This is a genomic window from Pseudomonas sp. 05N36 (assembly GCF_056397385.1).
In genome coordinates this window covers 26,376-44,941 of record NZ_JBFTNH010000020.1, presented here as the reverse complement: position 1 = coordinate 44,941, position 18,566 = coordinate 26,376, and the positions used below count along the sequence as shown (strand labels likewise).

15 protein-coding genes are annotated in these 18,566 nt (G+C 59.6%); 2 read left to right on the top strand and 13 right to left on the bottom strand.

Annotated elements, in window-relative coordinates:
* Complete coding sequence (locus AC1DIH_RS22260; RefSeq protein ID WP_477773317.1) at nucleotides 1–1,218, bottom strand: type II secretion system F family protein; 1,218 nt, start codon at nucleotides 1,216–1,218, stop codon at nucleotides 1–3.
* A 3-nt stretch (nucleotides 1,219–1,221) separates the two neighbouring features.
* Nucleotides 1,222–2,922, bottom strand: a complete 1,701-nt coding sequence (pilB, locus tag AC1DIH_RS22255) for a type IV-A pilus assembly ATPase PilB (RefSeq protein WP_477773316.1) — start codon at nucleotides 2,920–2,922, stop codon at nucleotides 1,222–1,224.
* 226 nt (nucleotides 2,923–3,148) lie between these two features.
* Here pilB and AC1DIH_RS22250 point away from each other — a divergent pair, with 226 nt between their 5' ends.
* Both AC1DIH_RS22250 and AC1DIH_RS22245 read left to right on the top strand, forming a co-directional pair.
* Complete coding sequence (locus tag AC1DIH_RS22250; RefSeq protein ID WP_477769432.1) at nucleotides 3,149–3,565, top strand: pilin; 417 nt, start codon at nucleotides 3,149–3,151, stop codon at nucleotides 3,563–3,565.
* Nucleotides 3,566–3,839: 274 nt separating this feature from the next.
* Nucleotides 3,840–4,196, top strand: coding sequence for a BON domain-containing protein (locus AC1DIH_RS22245; protein WP_477773315.1), 357 nt, complete (start codon nucleotides 3,840–3,842; stop codon nucleotides 4,194–4,196).
* A gap of 170 nt (nucleotides 4,197–4,366) precedes the next feature.
* On the opposite strand, the gene AC1DIH_RS22240 is transcribed toward AC1DIH_RS22245, so the two are convergent.
* From AC1DIH_RS22240 to AC1DIH_RS22190, 11 genes are all read right to left on the bottom strand, one after another.
* Complete coding sequence (locus AC1DIH_RS22240; RefSeq protein WP_477773314.1) at nucleotides 4,367–4,666, bottom strand: DUF2845 domain-containing protein; 300 nt, start codon at nucleotides 4,664–4,666, stop codon at nucleotides 4,367–4,369.
* A gap of 2 nt (nucleotides 4,667–4,668) precedes the next feature.
* Nucleotides 4,669–7,611: a DUF748 domain-containing protein gene (locus tag AC1DIH_RS22235; protein WP_477773313.1), complete on the bottom strand. Its 2,943-nt coding sequence runs from the start codon at nucleotides 7,609–7,611 to the stop codon at nucleotides 4,669–4,671.
* A gap of 106 nt (nucleotides 7,612–7,717) precedes the next feature.
* On the bottom strand, nucleotides 7,718–8,734 hold the full coding sequence (locus AC1DIH_RS22230; protein WP_477773312.1) for a class I SAM-dependent rRNA methyltransferase: 1,017 nt from the start codon (nucleotides 8,732–8,734) through the stop codon (nucleotides 7,718–7,720).
* A 244-nt stretch (nucleotides 8,735–8,978) separates the two neighbouring features.
* Nucleotides 8,979–9,851, bottom strand: coding sequence for an oxygenase MpaB family protein (locus AC1DIH_RS22225; RefSeq protein ID WP_427532259.1), 873 nt, complete (start codon nucleotides 9,849–9,851; stop codon nucleotides 8,979–8,981).
* A 62-nt stretch (nucleotides 9,852–9,913) separates the two neighbouring features.
* Nucleotides 9,914–11,851 (bottom strand): acetate--CoA ligase, encoded by a 1,938-nt coding sequence (gene acs, locus AC1DIH_RS22220; RefSeq protein WP_477773311.1) that lies wholly within the window; start codon nucleotides 11,849–11,851, stop codon nucleotides 9,914–9,916.
* A gap of 191 nt (nucleotides 11,852–12,042) precedes the next feature.
* On the bottom strand, nucleotides 12,043–13,707 hold the full coding sequence (pgi, locus tag AC1DIH_RS22215) for a glucose-6-phosphate isomerase (protein WP_477773310.1): 1,665 nt from the start codon (nucleotides 13,705–13,707) through the stop codon (nucleotides 12,043–12,045).
* A 245-nt stretch (nucleotides 13,708–13,952) separates the two neighbouring features.
* Nucleotides 13,953–14,333, bottom strand: a complete 381-nt coding sequence (gene panD / locus AC1DIH_RS22210; protein ID WP_477773309.1) for an aspartate 1-decarboxylase — start codon at nucleotides 14,331–14,333, stop codon at nucleotides 13,953–13,955.
* Nucleotides 14,334–14,533: 200 nt separating this feature from the next.
* Nucleotides 14,534–15,394 (bottom strand): pantoate--beta-alanine ligase, encoded by an 861-nt coding sequence (gene panC, locus AC1DIH_RS22205; protein WP_477773308.1) that lies wholly within the window; start codon nucleotides 15,392–15,394, stop codon nucleotides 14,534–14,536.
* Nucleotides 15,391–16,191: a 3-methyl-2-oxobutanoate hydroxymethyltransferase gene (gene panB / locus AC1DIH_RS22200; protein ID WP_477773307.1), complete on the bottom strand. Its 801-nt coding sequence runs from the start codon at nucleotides 16,189–16,191 to the stop codon at nucleotides 15,391–15,393. Before panB ends, panC begins: the two co-directional genes overlap by 4 nt.
* A 398-nt stretch (nucleotides 16,192–16,589) precedes the next feature.
* On the bottom strand, nucleotides 16,590–17,075 hold the full coding sequence (gene folK / locus AC1DIH_RS22195; RefSeq protein WP_477773306.1) for a 2-amino-4-hydroxy-6-hydroxymethyldihydropteridine diphosphokinase: 486 nt from the start codon (nucleotides 17,073–17,075) through the stop codon (nucleotides 16,590–16,592).
* A 4-nt stretch (nucleotides 17,076–17,079) separates the two neighbouring features.
* Nucleotides 17,080–18,483 (bottom strand): polynucleotide adenylyltransferase PcnB, encoded by a 1,404-nt coding sequence (locus AC1DIH_RS22190; protein WP_477773305.1) that lies wholly within the window; start codon nucleotides 18,481–18,483, stop codon nucleotides 17,080–17,082.
* Between the last annotated feature and the right edge of the window lie 83 nt (nucleotides 18,484–18,566).

Genomic DNA, 18,566 nt, shown 5'->3' with positions numbered 1-18,566 from the left:
TCAAATCGCCGAGCCGAGTTGGAAAATGGGCAGGTACATGGCAACCACCAACCCGCCGACAATGACGCCGAGCACTACCATGATGAACGGTTCCAACAGGCTGGTCAGGCTGTCGACCATATTGTCGACTTCAGCTTCATAGTAGATCGCAACTTTGTCGAGCATATCGTCGAGTGCACCGGACTCCTCGCCAATGGCAGCCATTTGAATCGCCATGTTGGGAAAAACCCCGCTGGTGCGCATCGAGAAGTTCAATTGCATGCCGGTGGAGACATCTTGCCTGATGCGCAAGACCGCCCGTTTGAACACGATGTTGCCAGTGGCGCCCGCTACCGAATCCAGGGCTTCGACCAAGGGCACACCCGCGGCGAAAGTGGTCGACAGTGTGCGGGCAAAACGGGCCACTGCCGATTTGTAGAGCAGTGCACCGACTATCGGCATTTTCAGCAGTTTGGCATCCAGCCAGTCGCAAAAGCGTTGCGAGCGCTTGAGCGCATGGCGAAAGCTCAGGGACCCGACGATCAGGCCGCCGAGCAGCAGCCACCACCACGCCTGCATGAACTCGGACAGACCGATCACCATCAGGGTAAAGGCCGGGAGTTCTGCACCAAATCCGGAAAACACCGACTGAAACTGCGGGACCACTTTGACCAGCAGAATGCCAGTGACGATGATTGCGACAAAGATCACGGCCAGCGGATAGGTCATGGCTTTCTTGATCTTGGCCTTGAGGCTTTCGCTTTTTTCCTTGTAGGTCGCAATCCGCTCCAGCAGCGTGTCGAGCGCGCCGGCCTGCTCGCCTGCGTCGACCAGGTTGCAGTAGAGCTCATCGAAGTACCGCGGCTTTTTACGCAGCGCGGTGGCGAAGCTGTTGCCGGCGGCGACTTCCTGTTTCACCTCGTCCACCAGCTTGCGCATGTTCGGGTTGTCGAAGCCTTCACCGATGATGTCGAACGACTGAAGCAAGGGCACACCGGCTTTCATCATGGTCGCCATTTGCCGGGTGAAGAGGGCAATGTCCAGCGGCTTGATACGGTTGCCGAGGTTGAACAGCGAAGCGGTTTTTTTCCGTACTTTGCCCGGGTTGATGCCTTGTTTGCGTAGCTGCGCCTTGATCACGGCCGGGCTATGACCGCTCAGCTCGCCGGTTACCTTGCTGCCTTTCCTGTCGGTACCTTCCCAGGCGTAGACGCTGACCTTGATTGCTTTGACCGCCATGACTCAATCCTTGGTGACCCGGTTGATTTCTTCAAGGCTGGTAATGCCCTGCATAGCCTTGAGCAGGCCTGAGGTGCGCAGGTCGTTGAAGCCGTCCTTGCGCATCTGCGTATCGATTTCCAGAGAGTTGCCTTCAGCCATGATCAGCCGTTGCAGCTGCGGGGTGTTTTTCACCACTTCATAAATACCGACTCGTCCTTTGTAACCATTGTTGCAGTGATCGCAACCGACGGGTTCGTAGATCGTGAAGGAGCCGATGCGTTCCCGTGGGAAGCCTTCCTTGATCAGCGTTTCGTCGGGAATCGAGAGGGGTTTTTTGCAGTGGCTGCACAACTTGCGAGCCAGGCGCTGGGCAATGATCAGGTGCACGGCCGTGGCGATGTTGAACCCCGGGATGCCCATGTTGTGCAGCCGGGTCAGGGTTTCAGCGGCACTGTTGGTGTGCAGGGTGGAAAGCACCAGGTGCCCGGTTTGCGCAGCCTTGATCGCAATTTCGGCGGTTTCCAGGTCGCGGATCTCGCCGACCATGATCACGTCCGGGTCCTGGCGCAGAAATGAGCGCAACGCCTGGGCGAAATCCAGGCCTTGCCTGGGATTGACGTTGACCTGGTTGATGCCTTCCATGTTGATTTCCACCGGGTCTTCGGCGGTGGAGATGTTGATGTCGACAGTGTTGAGGATATTCAGCCCGGTGTACAGCGACACGGTTTTCCCTGAACCCGTCGGCCCGGTCACCAGTATCAGCCCCTGAGGTTGCTTGAGCGCTGCCATGTACAGGTCTTTCTGGTCGGGCTCGTAACCCAGCGCATCAATGCCCATCTGCGCGCTGGAGGGGTCGAGAATCCGGATCACGATTTTTTCGCCCCACAACGTTGGCAGGGTGTTGACCCGGAAATCGATGGATTTGTTTTTCGACAGGTGCATCTTGAGCCGCCCGTCCTGGGGTTTTCGACGTTCCGAAATGTCCAGGCTGGCCATCACCTTGAGACGGGCAGCGATGCGGTTGGCCAATTGAGTCGGCGGTCTGGCGACTTCGCGCAGCATGCCGTCGGTCCGCACCCGCACCCGATAGATTTTTTCGTAGGGCTCGAAATGCAGGTCCGAGGAGCCGCCCTTGATCGCGTCCAGCAGCATCTTGTTGACGAAGCGCACCACCGGGGCATCGTCGGAGTCCTGGCCGGTGACGGCGTCCTGGCGCTGGTCGTCGACGGCTTCGATGTCCAGACCGTCGAGATCGACATCGGCCATGTCTTCCAGGCCCGTGCTGTGGCTGTCGAAGAATTTGTCGATGGCGTCGCTGAGCTTGTCGTCTTCGACCAGGATCGCTTCGGTGGTGAGGCCGGTGCTGAACTGGATGTCGTTGATCGCCTGTTGATTGCTCGGGTCGGAAATGCCCACGAACAGTTTGTTGCCGCGCCGCAAGAGCGGCAGGGCGTGGTGCTGGCGAATCAGCTTTTCGCTGACCAGGTCTTTGGGCTGGGAGTCCTTGTCGAGACAGTTGAGGTCAAGGAAGGCGACACCGAAATGCTCGGAGGCAATTTCCGCAACCTGGCGACTGCTCACCATTTTGTTCTGTACCAGATAGCTGACCAGGGAAACGCGATTGCGTTGAGCTTGCTGATACGCCTGTTGCGCGCTTTTGTCAGTGAGCAGTTCGGCCAGCACCAATTGCTTGGCCAGGCCGCTGAGGGCGATGTCATTCATTCGAGTACCAGGCACAGACCGTTCAAGACTTATAGCCTAGTCAACGGATGGAACCACACCAGCGCCTTTGAGGTGACAAAAAGTGTCAGATAGTGCGGTTCCTCGGGGCCTGCGCCGGACTTTTACCGATCTGACACCCTGTAAACAGGGGGCGCAGGGTTTGGCACGTGCTGTGCTGTGACTGGTTCAGGACATGAGATTTCGCCTCATGCATGGAGCCTGTTCTATGAATAATCAAAAAGGTTTTACTCTTATCGAGCTGCTGATCGTGGTGGCGATCATCGGCATTCTGGCGACGTTCGCGTTGCCGATGTATTCCAAGTATCAGGCGCGGGCCAAGCTCACCGCCGGACTGGCCGAGATTTCGGCGATGAAGGTTCCGTATGAGGATGTGATCAATCAAGGGACTGCGCCGACCACGGCGAACGTGGGGCCTGGCGGCGCTGCGGCGACCAGCAATTGCACTCTGGTGGTGACAGGCACTGCAGCCACAGGGGCCGGCACCATTGTGTGCACGCTGGTGAATGCGCCAGCGCCTGTGTTGAGTAAAACCATCACTCTGACTCGTGATGCTACAAACGGCTGGTCCTGCGCGACCACTGCCTTGCAGGACTACGCGCCGAAGGGTTGCACTGGCGCCTGATCTCGCGTCAATCAATGCCTCGCTTCTACGGACGCGAGGCATTTTTTTTCACTGTTCGATGGGCCCGCGGTCAATCGATAAAACCCGCAACTTGCATGTCGACAATGCCCGGGTCATGCATTTTGCATGATTCCAGGGGTTTGATTTTTTTGTAATTTATTGATTTATATAGACTTATTGGGTTGCGGGAAGTTGGCACAGCCTTCGCACTGTCTCTGCTAACCCTGCTGAGAAGGCATGCAGCAGACTTTCTGGAAGAACAGGAGTTACTCGTATGAAGACGTTCGCTATCGCTGCCGCCGCTGCAACCGCCCTGACCCTGACCATGGCCAACGTTGCATTTGCGCAGACCACTCAAACCACACAGTCGCCGATGGTGGTGGCTGCCGGTGAAATGACCAAGGCCGAGGAAGCGACTTCCGATACCTGGATCACCACTAAAGTGAAAAGCGATCTGGTCACCGAGAAAGGGATTCCTGGCACTGACATCAAAGTCGAAACCAACAAAGGCGTCGTTTCTCTATCGTCGAAAGTAGCCATTACCCAGTCTCAGAAAGAAATGGCCGTCGCTATCACCAAGAAAATCAAAGGCGTCAAAGCCGTATCGGCTGATGGCCTGATGACCCAGTAAGACTCAAGGCTTTTCCTCTTAACCGGGAGAAGGGAATCTTGAGAGCGCTGTAGAACCAATGTGGGAGCGAGCCTGCTCGCGATAGCAACTCATCATCCAACCTATATGTTGAATGTTAGTCAGCTATCGCGAGCAGGCTCGCTCCCACATTGGCACATTGGATCGTAACTTCAGCTACCGCGTTTGCTGGTGATCCGTACCAGGCGGTTGCCTTCAAAACGCAGGTATTGGTACATGCCGCTGTTCGGACCGTAGGTCCATTCCTCAACCGGGACTTCTTCCCGGCGATTGACGCTGCGTTTGTAGCCCAGCGCATCACGCGCAACCGGCTCGCCACATTTGTGCAGCACTTCACCTGTGCGATCGCCGAGGCTGATCAATTGACTGCCGCAGCGCAAGGTATCGGTCTGGGCCTGCACCTGGCTGGCGAACAACGCCAGTGCCAGGCTGATCAGCAATCGGCTATTCATGCTTACTCCGCGTCCAGGTGCATGGGCGTGACGACTCGGCCATCGCTTTCGGCTTCGCCCAGGTTAGCGTCAACGAAATACACCCGGTCATCGGCGAGCTGGGTTTTGTCGACCAGATAGTCCTTGATGGTACTGGCGCGATCCTGACCCAGCTGGCGCAGCAGCGCGGTGTCTGAAGACCAGAACTTGATCACGCCTTCACGCAGTTTGGCGGTGCGCTCTGCTTTGCCCAGTTGCGTCCATTCGGCCGGTGGCTGGGTTTTCAGGCGCGTACGGTAGATGGCTTCGAGCAGCGGGCCTTTTTCGCTGTCCGGGACGTCCAGCAACGAGGCTTGCGCAGGGACTTTTTCGCCGCGACGCTGGAGCATTTTGTAGTAGTTGTACTGGTATTCACGTTCCAGTCGCTGTTCGGCAATCAAGGGCCCATCGCTCTTCTCGGCGGCGGTGCCTTCGATTTCCAGGCGCAGGGCCGGACGTTCCTTGAGCGCTTTGGCCAGGGTATCGAGCGCCGACTCGGCGTTCTTGCTCAGCTCGCTTGAGCCGGGTGCGAACGACACACTGCCCAGGTCCTCGGCCCCACTGCCGTTGACCAGCCCACCAATGAGCTTGAAGGGCGCCTCGGCCGCGCGCACGATCAGGTTGCGCAGGGTTTGCCAGATGATCGGCATGATGCTGAATTGCGGGTTGTTCAGATCGCCTGTTATCGGCAGGTCAATGGAAATTTTTCCATCGCTGTCCTTGAGCAAGGCGATGGCCAGCTTCAGCGGCAAGCTCACGGCGTCCGGGCTGTCGACTTTTTCGCCCAATTGCAGTTGCTCCACCACCACTTTGTTTTCGGCTTTCAACTGGCCTTTGACGATCTGGTAGTGCAGGTCGAGATTGAGCCGGCCCTTGCGGATCCGGTAGCCGGCAAACTTGCCGGAGTAGGGGGTCAGGGTGGTCAGTTCGACCCGCTTGAAACTGGTGGCGATATCCAGCGCGGACATCGGGTCGAACGGGGTGACGCTGCCCTTGATGGTCACCGGGGCGTAGCGGTCGACTTTGCCCTTGATGTCGACGGCGGCGGGTTTGACCTGGCGGCTGTCGATAGTGCCGATCTGGCCGTTGAGCTGTTGAATGGCGGTGGCGAAGTTCGGTGTCAGGCTGAAGTCGGCGAAGTTTGCCGAGCCGTCGTTGATCGCAATCGCGCCGATGTGGATGCCCAGTGGCTTGTCCTTGCTCGCGGCAGGTTTCGTGGCGGCGGTTGTGCTGGCGCTGTCGGCCGATTGCGGGATCAGCAGGTCATTGATGTTGGTGGTGCGGTCATCGTTGATCATGAAGCGCACATACGGCTGTTGCAGGTTGATCTTGTCGATCGACAGGCTGTCGCCGTGCTGGTAATTCAGGCCTTCGACCACCACTTGCTGCCACTTGAGGAAGTCGCGGGTTTTCAGGGTGTCGAGGGTGTGCAGTTGATCGACCTGAGCGCGGCCGGTGACGCTGAACGCCAGTGGCTCGGTGCTTTTCAGATCAACCGCGAGGTCGCTGCCGAGCATCCCGGAACGCAGTTCCAGACGAATGAACGGGTTGATATAGGATTGGGCGATGCGCAAGTCGATGTCTTTGGTCTGGACCTTGAGCTTGGCGCTGATCGGCGCAAGGTTGACATCGCCGACCGCGAGAATCTTGCCCTGCTTGCCCAGGCCGGTATCGACCTTGAGGGAGAACGGCGAGCCATTGAGGCTATCGAAGTTCTTCACGTCGACATTTAGCGGGCCGAGCTCCAGTGCCACTGCCGGCTGGGCCTGACGGTCGGCCAGGTGCACTTGATAGTTGCGCAGTTCGACATCCTTGAGCAGCACTTGCCAGGGCTTGCTCGGCACCGCTGGATCGGGTTTTGGTTGCGGCGAGTCTGCCGCTGCCGGGGCCTTGGTCGACTCGGGTTTTGTCGCCGGTTTGGCCGGTTGGCTGGCGAAGAGTTTCTGCCAGTCGAGTTGGCCATCGGCTTCACGGGCGGCCCAGGTTTCGAGCTTCTGGCTGCGGATCTTGCCGACGATCACTTGTTGTTTGACCAGATCGACCGTGGTCTCGCTGACGTCCAGACGTTCGAGGCGCACCAGTGGCCGGCCATCCGGGGCCTTGATGGCGAACGGTGCAACGCTGACCGAGGCGTTGTTCAGCAGCAGTTCGGTTCCCTGTGTCAGGTTGAACTTGTAATCGGTGCTCAGGTTCAGCGTTCCGTCTTCGAGCACCAGCGGCAATGCGTCACGCACGTAAGGCCACCAGGATTTCATTTTGCCGTCGGTGACTTTCAGTGTGCCTTCGGAGCTGATGGGCACCAGGCTGATGTGGCCGGTCCAGTCGATCCGGCCACCGGCCGGGCCGGCTGCGACGAGGGTCATGGCGGCGTTGTCGTCGGGCAGGGTGCTGAGGTTGTTCAGTTCCAGGTCGAGTTTGTCGTAGAGGAACTCGATCGGCTCACTCGGGCGCAGGTCCTGGAAGTGCACATAACCACCGGCCAGGTTGATGTGGTCGATGCGCAACGGGAAGGGCTTGGCGTTCGGGTCAGCGGGCGTCGGCTCACTGGCCGGCAACTTGAACAGTTGCGTGAGGTTCAGGCTGCCGTCCTTGTTGAACAGAATCTCGGTTTTCGGCTTGTCCAGCTGCACATCAGTCAGGTGCAGTGCACGGGTCCAGAGGCTGTCGATCTGCAGATTGGCGTACAGGCGCTCGAAGGCGATTTGCTCCTTGCCTGGCTCACCGATGTTCAGGCCCCAAACGGTCAGTTCGAGACTGAAAGGATTGAGTTCGATCCGTTGAATGTGCGCCGGCACCGTCGCGTAGTTGGCCAATTGTTGATTGGCGATCCGCAAGGCGATGCCCGGTAAAATCAGAAACCCCAACACGCTGTAAAGGGCGATGGCAATCAACAAGGCGCCGATGGCGCGAATCAATCCTTTGGGCATGTTCGGCTTCAACTATCGGAATCGGGAGTGCCTTGGAGTATGGCATGCGATTCTGGTTCCAAAGCAATCACCTTGAACCGCAAATGTCTGGTTTGTTCGAAAAAAGTCAGAGTTGCAGGATCAGGGTTTTCAGCGGCGGCTGCTGATCCATCGACGGAAAGTCGCTGCCAGGTGTCAGCACTTTCCAGTCACGGACCGGGCGTCCGGCCTTTTCTGCGCAGCGCAGCACCTGCTCACGCCAGTCGTCCATGCTGACTTTTGCCAGGTTGTTGCAGCAGATCAGCACGCCATCCTCCGCGGTGGCCAACAGCGCCGGCTTGAGCAGGCTCTGATAGTCGCGCAGCAGGTCGACGGTGCCGAATGCACTCTTGGCCCAGGCTGGAGGATCGAGCAGGACCAGGTCGTATTGACGCTGTTCCAGGCGCGGGTAACTGGGCAGTTTCTGCCCGCGGCGCTGACTGATCGGCAGGCCGGCGAGTTGGCGGATGGCCGGGAAGTAATCGGACTGTACGAACTGCATGGTCGGCAATTGCGGGTTGAGCAGGCCGTTCTCGCGACCGACGGCCAGGTTGCCCTCGGCGAAATCCAGATTGCACACCTCGCGTGCCCCGCCGGCCGCGGCGCAAAGGCCGACGCCACAGGTGTAGGCGAACAGGTTCAGCACGCTTTTGCCGGCGCTGTGATCCTTCACCCAGCCGCGGGCGTTGCGCAGGTCGAGAAACAGCAGCGGGTCTTGCCCGGCGTGGCGACCACGGACCCGGTAGTTCAGGCCCCACTCGTGGCCGACCATGTCGGCAAGTGCGGCCTCTTCGGCGCGGTAGACCGTGTCTTCGCGATCAATGCGCGAGTTACCCCGCGAGCGATCGTTATAGACCAGCAGGGTGTTGAGGTTGAGGTGTTGATTGATGACCTCGTGCAACGCGAGCAAGTCATCGCGTTCCAGCGACTGGTGAAAGCTCTGGACCAGCAGTTGCGGGCCATAACGGTCGATGGTCAGGCCGCCGGCACCTTCCTGGCTGCCATGAAACAGTCGATAGCAGTCGGTGCCTTGCTGGTGCAGCTCGGCGAGCAAGTCTTGGCGATGATCGAGGGCGGCGCGCAGCGCCTGATTCAAGGAAGACATGGACGCGCCTTGCTGGGGAATTTGGCGCGAGAGTTTAACAGGATTGTGATCGATGGATCCCCTGTGGCGAGGGAGCTTGCTCCCGCTCGGGTGCGCAGCGCCCGTAAAACATTCGACCGTGCTCTGTCTGAAAGAACTCGGCAGGGGGATTTGGGAGGGCTTCGCGCTCCAACGGGAGCAAGCTCCCTCGCCACAGGGTAATTGTTTGGCGAGGACTTGGTGTTCGATTGGCAGCAGTACGCATTCAGCTGGGGATTCCCATCCGCCGTTTGGCCCGCTGCACCGAACCATTGCGCACCGCCCAGCGCAGCATCGGGGCACTGCGATTGACGCTGGCGCGAATCAGTTTGCGTTGCAGCGGATTCTGATGGACACCGAGCATGTCACTGGCCCAGTCGGGCAGCAGGTCGATGCCCGCTTGCATCATCAGCCCACCGAAGGGCCTGGCCAGGCGGCTGGGTGACGGTGCAGCGAGGAGCAACCGCAGCACTTCGCGGCTGCGTTCATCGCACAGCAGTTGTGGGCGAACTCGTTCAAGGTACTCGCTGATTTCCCGCCGTGAGCGCGGAACATCGCGGGCGCCCAGACGCTCGGCGACCAAGGCGATCTCGGCGTAGTAACGGTCCTGATCGGCGGGCGAAAGATTCGGATTGCGGTAGCGCAAATGCGCGGCGAGAAAATTGCTGACCTCGGCCACATGCACCCAGGTCAGCAGGTCCGGATCGCTGGCGGCATAAGGGCGCCCATCGGGTGCGGTGCCGACCACTTGCAAGTGAATGGTGCGCACTTTCTCGATCAGCCACTCGGCGTCCTGACGCGAACCGAAGGTGGTGCCCGAGATGAACTGCCCAGTGCGACGCAGTCGACCGAGCATGTCTTCACGGAAGTTCGAGTGGTCCCAGACCCCGGCCAGTGCCAGCGGATGCAGGGCTTGCAGCATCAAGGCGCTGATGCCGCCGATGAGCATGCTGCTGAAGTCGCCGTGCACTTGCCAGCTCACCGAGTCGGGGCCGAAGAGTCCGGGATCGCCCTTGGGGTTTTCCAGGTCGAGCTTGCCCAGCGAAAGGCCGGACAGGCTCATGATCTGGGTTTCGATACGGCTGCGGATGAATTCCATGACAACTCGGTGGCAACAACATTAAAAGGTGCGCGGCCGGCGGCCGCGCCTGGGTGATCAGATCATTGGTTCAAACGCTTGTCGATCAGCCCTGCGACCACACTGGGGTCGGCCAGGGTCGAGGTGTCGCCGAGGCTGTCGAGCTCATTGCAGGCAATCTTGCGCAGGATACGCCGCATGATCTTGCCCGAACGGGTTTTCGGCAAGGCCGGCGCCCATTGGATCAGATCGGGTTTGGCAAAACTGCCGATTTCCTGGCTGACATGGGCCAGCAGTTCTTTCTTCAATGCGTCGCTGGGTTCGATGCCGTTCATCGGCGTGACAAAGGCGTAGATGCCCTGGCCCTTGAGGTCGTGGGGATAACCGACCACCGCAGCCTCGGCGATGCTGTCATGCAGTACCAGCGCGCTTTCGACTTCGGCGGTGCCAATGCGGTGTCCGGAAACGTTGATCACATCATCGATACGCCCGGTGATCCAGAAGTCGCCGTCTTCATCGCGCCGTGCGCCGTCGCCGGTGAAGTAATAGCCGGGGTAGGGTTTGAAATAGGTATCGACCATCCGTTGCGGGTCGCCATAGACACTGCGGATTTGCCCAGGCCAGCTTGATTTTATGGCGAGCACGCCGCTGCCGGCGCCGCTGATTTCCTTGCCTTGCTCATCGAGCAATACTGGTTGCACACCGAACATCGGTTGGGTCGCGCAACCGGGTTTGATCCGGTGTGCGCTGACCAGCGGGCTGAGCATGATGCCGCCGGTTTCGGTCTGCCACCAGGTGTCGACGATCGGGCAGCGCTGCTCGCCAACCGCATTGAAATACCAGTCCCAGGCTTCCGGGTTGATCGGTTCGCCGACGCTGCCCAGCAGCCGCAAACTGGCGCGCGAGCTGTCTTTCAACGGCTCCAGGCCTTCGCGCATCAGGGCACGCAAGGCGGTGGGTGCGGTGTAGAAGATGTTCACCTGATGCTTGTCGATGACTTGCCAGAACCGTGAGCTGTTCGGGTAGCTTGGCACGCCTTCGAAGATCAGGGTGGTCGCGCCATTGGCCAGCGGTCCGTAGACGATGTAGCTGTGGCCGGTGACCCAGCCAACGTCGGCGGTGCACCAGAAGACTTCGCCGTCGCGATAATCAAACACGTACTTGAAGGTCATCGCCGCTTGCAGCAGATAGCCGCCAGTGGTGTGCAGCACGCCTTTGGGTTTACCGGTGCTGCCGGAGGTGTAAAGAATGAACAGCGGGTCTTCGGCGCCCATCGGCTCTGGCGGGCAGTCGTCGCTGACGTCGCGCAGGGCCTGGTGATACCAGAGGTCGCGGCCCTCGACCCAATTGACTTCGCCCTGAGTGTGTTCGACCACCACGACGGTGCTGACAGCCGGGCAACTGAGCAGGGCTTTGTCGACGTTCTGTTTGAGCGGTACGTATTTACCGCCACGTACCCCTTCATCGGCGGTAATCACGGTACGGCAGTCCGCGTCGAGGATCCGGTCACGCAGGGAGTCGGGGGAAAACCCGCCAAAGACCACCGAGTGCACGGCGCCAATACGTGCGCAGGCGAGCATCGCGTAGGCGGCTTCAGGGATCATTGGCATGTAGATGCACACCCGGTCGCCTTTTTTTACGCCCCGGCTTTTCAGCACGTTGGCCAGGCGGCAGACGTAATGGTGAAGCTTTTGATAGGTGATGTGCAGCGAGTCGACCGGGTCGTCACTTTCCCAGATGATCGCTGTCTGTTCACTGCGTTGGGCGAGGTGGCGGTCGATGCAGTTATGGCTAACGTTGAGCTGAGCACCGGCAAACCATTGTGCCGCGCCGGTTTTGATATCCGATTTCCGGACGCTGTGCCAAAGGCTCGACCAATCGAGAAAACGCTTGGCTTGTTCGGCCCAGAAGATGTCGGGTTGCTCGATGGATTGGCGGTACAGGCGCTGGTAGTCGTCCTGACTCAGTTGTGCAGCCTGGCGGACGGCATCGGCTTTGGGGAACGTGCTGATATCGAACATGGCGGTTCCTTATGCTTGTATTGCACAAGTGATAAAGATGCGCCGAGTGACTATCGGGTTCAAGTCGTACAGGAAACCAATGTGGGAGCGAGCCTGCTCGCGATGACGGCTTAACATTCAACGAAAACGTTGGCTGAAATTCCGCTATCGCGAGCAGGCTCGCTCCCACAGGTTTTGCAGAGCGTTTCAGATCAACCGCGGTGACGACCGCGGAAGTAGTTGATCAGGCCCTGGGTCGAAGCGTCTTCGGCCGGGGTTTCTTCGCTGCCGACCAGGCGGCTGTAGACGCCTTTGCCCAGCTCCTTGCCCAGCTCCACGCCCCATTGGTCGAAGGCGTTGATGCCCCAGATCACGCTCTGCACGAACACCTTGTGCTCGTACATCGCCACCAGCGCGCCCAGACGACGCGGGCTGATGCGTTCGACCACCAGGGTGTTGCTCGGGCGGTTGCCCGGGATCACCTTGTGCGGCGCGAGTTTTTGCACCTGGTCTTCGGCCACGCCTTTTTCACGCAGCTCGGCTTCCGCCTCGGCGCGGGTCTTGCCGAGCATCAGCGCCTGGCTTTGCGACAGGCAGTTGGCGTACAGCCACTGGTGGTGGTCGGCAACCGGGTTGAAGCTGACGATCGGCACGATGAAGTCGGCTGGAATCAGCTGGGTGCCCTGGTGCAGCAACTGGTGATAGGCGTGCTGACCATTGCAGCCGACTCCGCCCCAGATGACCGGGCCCGTGTCGGTGGACACGGAGGTTCCGTCCTGGCGCACGCTCTTGCCGTTGGACTCCATGTCCAGTTGCTGCAAGTGCTTGGTGATGTTGCGCAGGTAGTGGTCGTACGGCAGGATCGCGTGGCTTTGCGCGCCCCAGAAGTTGCCATACCAGACACCCAGCAATGCCAGCAGTACCGGCATGTTCTGTTCGAACGGTGCGCTCTGGAAGTGCTGGTCCATGGTGTAGGCGCCGGACAGCAGTTCCTTGAAGTTCGACATGCCGATGGCCAGGGCAATCGGCAAACCGATGGCCGACCACAGCGAGTAACGCCCGCCAACCCAATCCCACATCGGGAAGATGTTTTCTTCGCGAATACCGAAGGCCACGGCCGCAGCGTTGTTGCTCGAAACGGCGATGAAGTGGCGATACAGCTCGGCTTCGGAGCCGCCCTGAGCCAGGTACCAGGCGCGTGCGGCCTGGGCGTTTTTCAGGGTTTCGAGGGTGTTGAAGGATTTCGAGGAAACGATGAACAGGGTGGTTTCGGCACGAATCTTTGCCGACAACTCATGGAACTCGCTGCCGTCGATGTTCGCCAGGTAATGGCAGCGCACGCCTTTCTGGGCGTAGGACAACAGCGCTTCGGACACCAGCTCAGGGCCGAGGAACGAACCACCGATACCGATGTTCACCACGTCAGTGATCGGCTTCTCGGTGTAACCGCGCCACAGGCCGTCGTGGATGCGCCCGACCAGCTCGGTGATCTGGTTCAGCACTTTGTGCACGTCAGGCATGACGTTGACGCCATTGACCGACAGTTTGTCGCCCACCGGGCGGCGCAGGGCCGTATGCAGTGCCGGACGGCCTTCGGAGGCGTTGACGATTTCGCCGTTGAACAACGCCTTGATCGCGTCCTGCAAGCCGACTTCGTTCGCCAGGCCCACCAGCAGATTGCGGGTTTCGGTGTTGATCAGGTTTTTCGAGTAATCAAGAAATAGCCCACAGCTGCTCAGTGTGAACTGGGTAAAACGCTGCGGGTCGGCATTGAACGCTTCGCGCATGCTGAAATCCTGCATGGCTTGGCGGTGATCATTCAGCGCCTGCCAGGCTGGCAGAGCGGTAACGTCATGAGGAGTGCGGTAGTACGCCATCGCTGCGGGTTTCCTTTTTACTTGGACTGCCTTTAGGACATTGAAAAATCCGGAATGTCCTGTTTGATGACAGGCACCCTCCGGTTGAACTGCGAATAAACGATTTAATAGCGCAGGGCGATTACAGTAAACCTCGCGGTGTGATCTGTCTTGGCTTTGTCTGACCTGTGGCCGGTACTATTTTGTACCGGCACTCAAGGTCGCCAGGCAGGCGGGCTTTCAGTGTTCGGAGTACGGGGGAGGGCTCAGGCGACCTGAACCGGGATGGCATTGCTGGTATGGCTCAACTCGTTGCCGGGGGCCATGTAGAGCATGCGCGGTTTGAAATTGTGCAGTTCGGCTTCGCTGTAATGAGCGTAGGCGCAGATGATCACCCGATCACCGACCTTGGCCTTGTGTGCGGCGGCGCCGTTGACCGAGATCATGCGCGAGCCTTCTTCGCCACGGATGGCGTAAGTGGTGAAGCGTTCGCCGTTGTCGACGTTGTAGATCTGGATCTGTTCGTACTCACGGATCCCGGACAGGTCCAGCCATTCGCCGTCGATGGCGCAAGAGCCTTCGTAGTCGAGCACTGCGTGGGTTACTTCGGCGCGATGCAGCTTGGCCTTGAGCATGATGGCGTGCATGAATGTTTCCTTGGGCTGATCCGAACCGCGGCAGTTTGCCCGAAGCCTTTGAGGTGGGCAATACGACGTGAGAAACCGAATGCAATCTACAAAAACAACGCCGATCTATTGTGGGAGCGAGCCTGCTCGCGATAGCGGTCTGGCGGCCAACATCTTTGTTGAATGTTAAACCGTCATCGCGAGCAGGGGGATTGCGGTGGTTAAGCCGGCGTGTCGAGGTTCAGGTGCAGGTTGTCGATCAACCGGGTCGTGCCCAGGAAGGCGGCGGCCAGGATCACCAGGTCACGGTCGTCCGCGGTCGCTGGACGCAGGGTCAGCGCGTGGCGGATTTCCAGGTAATCCGGACGCAGACCAGCGGCCACGAGCTGGTCGATCTTCCGGGCCAGGAGTGCCGGGTAGTCGCGTTCGCCCTGTTTGATGGCTTCGGCAATGTCGCTCAGTGTGCGGTACACCACGGGCGCGACGGCCCGCTGTTCTTCGCTGAGGAAACCATTGCGCGAGGACAGCGCCAGGCCGTCGGCCGCTCGTACGGTGGGCTCGCCAATGATCTGGATCGGCATGTTCAGGTCATGCACCAGCGCGCGAATCACCGCCAGTTGCTGGAAGTCCTTCTGACCGAAGATCGCGAGGTCTGGCTGGACCATGTTGAACAACTTGCTGACCACAGTCGCCACGCCTTCGAAATGCCCGGGGCGGCTGGCGCCACACAGGCCTTCAGAAAGCAGTGGAACGCTGACGCGGGTCTGGCCGGCCATGCCATCCGGGTACATTTCCTCGACGGTTGGGGCGAACAGCAGGTGACAGCCGGCTTGCAGCAGTTTCTCCTGGTCGGCGGCCAAGGTCCGCGGATACTTGTCGAGGTCTTCGCCGGCACCGAATTGCAACGGGTTGACGAAAATACTTGCGACCACAAAGTCCGCTCGTTGGGCGGCTTTGGTGACCAATGCGACGTGACCGCTGTGCAGGTTGCCCATGGTCGGTACGAAGCCGATACGTTTGCCTTCACCTCGAGCGCGGGCGACGGCGGCACGCAGTTCACGTACGGTCTTGACAGTGTTCATGCAGAGAATCCGTGTTCGGCGCCAGGGAAGGTTGCGGCTTTGACTTCAGCGACGTAAGCGCTCAGGGCGGCGTGAATGCTGTCCTTGCCGGCCATGAAGTTCTTCACGAACTTCGGTGCGCGGCCGGTGATGGACAGGCCGAGCATGTCGTGCAGTACCAGTACCTGGCCGTCGGTGGCATTGCCGGCGCCGATGCCGATCACCGGAATCTTCACCGCTTGAGTGATTTCGAGGGCCAGCTCGCTCGGTACGCATTCGAGCAACAGCATTGCCGCGCCGGCCTGTTCCAGGGCAATCGCGTCGGCACGCATCTGCCGGGCCTGGTTTTCATTGCGGCCCTGGACTTTATAGCCGCCGAGAATGTTCACCGACTGTGGCGTCAGACCCATGTGTGCGCACACCGGAATACCGCGTTCGGCCAGCAGACGAATCGACTCGGCCAGCCACAGCGCGCCTTCGACCTTGATCATGTGTGCACCGGCCTGCATCAACTGGGCACTGTTGGTCATCGTTTGCTCGATGGTGGCATAGGCCATGAACGGCAGGTCAGCGAGGATCAAGGCGTCGGTGTTACCACGCTTGACTGCGGCGACGTGGTAAGCCATTTCGGCGTTGGTCACCGGCAGGGTGCTGTCGTGTCCTTGCAACACCATGCCAAGGGAGTCGCCCACCAGCAGCACTTCAACACCCGCCTCATTGCAAGCGTGGGCGAAGGTAGCGTCGTAGCAGGTCAGCATGGTGATTTTTTCACCCTTTTGCTTGAGGCTCTGCAATGTGGTCAAGGTGATAGCTGGCATGTAAGAAATCCTCATTCAGGCGCTTGGAAAACTACTGCGAGTAACGCGCGTGATTCTTCATTTACTCAGGCGCACGGTCTTGTGTCGTGCTTTAAAAGCCTGGATTGCGCCCTTGTAGTGCCGGGTTGCCGGCAGCGGGACGCCTATAGTCGTGAGGAGAACTCGGGAAGTCAATTGGATGTGTTACCGCAATGTTACGCCGTTGGTGTTACCGGCGTTACTGATGCGATTCAGCAGGTTCAACGCACACTCCGTAGCAGCTGGCGCAGCCTGCGTTCGGCTGCGTAGCAGTCGTAAAACAAGCATCCACGGTTAACCTGAAAGACCGCAATAGCCGATTTTACGACTGCTACGCAGCCGAACGCAGGCTGCGCCAGCTGCTACGGAGCGTGTAAGGCTCACATAGAAGGGAGGCGTTCCAGTCCGACGAACGGGCATGCAGCGAGCAGGTCGCGCAGGTGACGACCGTCGGCCAGTTGCAGGTCAGCGGGCGCCAGTTCGGCCAATGGGTACAGCACAAAGGCTCGGACCTGCATGTGGTAATGGGGGACTTTGAGGCGGGGCTCGTCGATCAGTCGATCGCCGAACAGCAGGATATCCAGATCCAGCGTGCGCGGGCCCCAGCGTTCATGACGCTCGCGACCCTGGTCGATTTCGATGGCTTGCAGCGCATCGAGCAGCTCAAGCGGCGTCAGCGTGCTGTCGAGCGCGGCCACCGCGTTGGTATATCGCGGCTGGCCCGGCAGCAAGGAGTCGCTTTGATAGAAGGATGAAACTCCCGCCAGCGCTGTCTGGGGTAACTGCGCGAGCGCTTCGACGGCGCTGCGCAATTGTTCCACGGGGGCGGCGAGGTTGCTGCCCATGCCAATGTAAATGCGTTCCATCGATTTACTCGCCTGACGCACTCGGTACGCCAGCGGCACGTTTGCGCTTGGCGCCACCGCTGCGGCGACGTTTACGCGGCGCACCGCTGGCACCGTCGTCCTTGCCGCTGAGGTCGCGGATCATGTCGCGGCGTTCGCTTTCGTTGCCGTCCTGATAGTCCGTCCACCATTCGCCCAGGCCATTGGTCTGTTCGCCAGCGCTTTCACGCAGTAGCAGGAAGTCGTAACCGGCACGGAATCGCGGGTTGTCCAGCAACAGGTCGGCACGTTTGCCGCTGCGGCGTGGCAGGCGCTCCTGCATGTCCCAGATCTCGCGGATCGGCATGGTGAAGCGCTTTGGAATCGCGATCCGCTGGCATTGCTCGCTGATCAGTTCATGAGCGGCTTCCTGCATAGCCGGAATCGGTGGCATGCCACGATCCTGCAAGCGCAGTACGCGGGCCGGCAAGGCTGGCCAGAGCAGGGCGGCGAACAGGAACGCCGGCGTTACCGGTTTGTTCTGCTTGATCCGCAGATCGGTGTTGATCAGCGCTTCGCTTATCAGGGTGTGGGTATAGGTTGGATTGTTTTCCAGCGCTTCGGCGCTGGCCGGGAACAGTGGGTCGAACAATTGCAGATCGACCAGCATCTCGAAGGTGTCCGCGGCATGACCCGAAAGGAACAGCTTCAACACTTCTTCGAACAAGCGCGCCGACGGGATCTCGCGCAGCATCGGTGCCAGGCTGCGGATTGGCAAGGCGCTGTGTTTCTCGATGCCGAAGTCCAGCTTGGCGGCGAAACGCACCGCACGGAGCATCCGCACCGGGTCTTCCTGGTAACGCTGGGTCGGGTCGCCGATCAGGCGGATCAGGTGATTGCGGATGTCGTGTACGCCGTTGGCGTAGTCGAGAATGCGCTCGCTGACCGGATCGTAATACAGGGCGTTGATGGTGAAATCGCGGCGTTGCGCGTCTTCCTCCAGCGTGCCGTAAACGTTGTCGCGCAGAATGCGCCCGCTTTCGTTACGCGAGGACTGGTTGCTGTCTTCCTCTTCGTCGTTTTGCGGGTGATTGGCGCGGAAGGTCGCGACTTCAATGATTTCGCGACCAAAATGGATGTGCACCAGTTTGAATCGGCGCCCGATGATCCGCGCATTACGAAACTCGGCGCGAACCTGTTCCGGTGTGGCGCTGGTGGCGACGTCGAAATCCTTGGGTGTGATGTTGAGCAGCATGTCGCGCACACAGCCACCGACCAGGTAAGCCTGGTAGCCGGCGCTCTGCAGGCGTTCGACGATGTTCACCGCATAACGGCTGAACTGAGCCCGTTGCAGCGAGTGTTGGCTGCTGTTGAGCACTTCAGGCGTGCTGCGAATGTGTTGCGTACGACGCAAGGGAGAACGGAATGACTGGAACAGCTTCTTCAGCATGGGATGCACTGTTTGAAGGAATGTTCGGCCAAAACGAAGAATGACCGCATGATGGGCCGGGATTCTAGCATTTAGTCGGGGGA